At 67.6% G+C, this 1,561-nt stretch carries 1 protein-coding gene; it reads right to left on the bottom strand.

What is annotated here, in order from left to right:
* Positions 1-48: 48 nt before the first annotated feature.
* Positions 49-1,458: a NarK family nitrate/nitrite MFS transporter gene (locus tag ACFV9H_RS21950; protein WP_385400705.1), complete on the bottom strand. Its 1,410-nt coding sequence runs from the start codon at positions 1,456-1,458 to the stop codon at positions 49-51.
* Positions 1,459-1,561: the final 103 nt, after the last annotated feature.

Below are 1,561 nucleotides of genomic sequence, written 5' to 3'. Positions count from 1 at the left end.
CGCCGGCGTTTGAGGCGCGGGTTCTGGGGCGGAGCCCCAACGCAGGGCCTAGCTCGGGGCTTCGGCGCCCCGGCGGGCGTAGAACCACCAGGCCACGACCACGCAGGAGGCGTAGAAGGCCACGAAGCCCCACATCGCGCTCGTCACCGCGAAGTTGGCGAACATCGCCGGGATGAAGAAGAAGCCGTAGGCGGCGATGGCGGCGGTGAAGCCGGTCACCGCGCCCGACTCGATCTCCGCCTGCTTCAGCGCGGCCGCGTACTCCGGCGTCCCCTGCGTCAGGCCCTTCAGGTGCAGGCCCCGGAAGATGACCGGGATCTGCCGGAAGGTCGACCCGTTGCCGATGCCCGAGAAGAAGAACGCCGACAGGAAGCAGAAGAAGAACCCGTAGAAGGAACCGGTGTCCGAGCCCGACGGGAGGAAGGTGATCACACCGATGATCGACGCCGCCATGCCCACGAAGGACAGGATCGTCACCCGCGCGCCGCCCAGCTTGTCGGCGATCCAACCGCCCGCCCAGCGGGCCAGCGCGCCCAAGGCCGGGCCCATCCAGGCGTAGGTGGCCACCGAGTACGCGGGGAAGGTGGTCTTGATCAGCAGCGGCAGCGCCGCCGCGAAGCCGATGAAGGAGCCGAACGTGCCGACGTAGAGCCAGGTCATCAGCCAGTTGTGCTTGCGCTTGAAGATGATCTTCTGCTGGCTGAACGGGGTGGAGGCCACCTTCAGGTCGTTCTGGCCGAACCAGGCCACCACGGCGAGGACGATCAGCACCGGGACCCACACGAAGGCGGCGTTCTGGAGGTAGATCTCCGAGCCGTTCGCCTTCTTCTGACCGGCGCCGATGGCGAGGACCGAGGACGTGATCAGGATGGGGGTCAGGAGCTGGACGACCGAGACGCCCAGGTTGCCCAGGCCGCCGTTGATGCCGGTCGCGTTGCCCTTCTCCTGCTTCGGGTAGAAGAAGCCGATGTTGGCGAGCGAGGAGGAGAAGTTCGCGCCGCCGATACCGCACAGCGCGGCGATCGCGATCATCGTGCCGTACGAGGTCGACGGGTCCTGCACCGCGAAGCCCAGCCACAGCAGCGGAACGATCAGTACCACGGTGGACAGCGCGGTGAAGCGGCGCTGGCCGATCATCGGGCCGAGGAAGGTGTAGAAGATGCGGGCCGTGCCGCCGGTGATGCCGGGGACGGCCGTGAGCCAGAACAGCTGGGACTGGCTGAAGCCGAAGCCGACGTCCTTGAGGTTGGTCGCCGTGATGCTCCACACCTGCCAGACCACGAAGGCCACCAGCAGGGCCGGCACCGCGATCCACAGGTTGCGGGTGGCGACCTTCTTCCCGGTGCTCCGCCAGAAGGACGGGTCCTCCGGCGTCCAGTCGGTGATGGTGCGGCCCGGCCGGTACTGCGCCGAATCAGCGAGCTGCGGCCGTACCGCGTCCTGCGTGGCGGAACTCATGGCTTCGTCCTCATGCGTCGAGGGGTGTCCTTGCCTATCCAGATTCCGCCCCGGCCATGGCCCTGCGGCAGAGGAGAACGCACTGTGGGCGACGGGACAAGGT

It is taken from the genome of Streptomyces sp. NPDC059874 (assembly GCF_042731135.1).
Lineage (GTDB): Bacteria > Actinomycetota > Actinomycetes > Streptomycetales > Streptomycetaceae > Streptomyces.
Note: the sequence above shows the minus strand (reverse complement) of the source record. Positions and strands in the feature narration are given on the sequence as shown.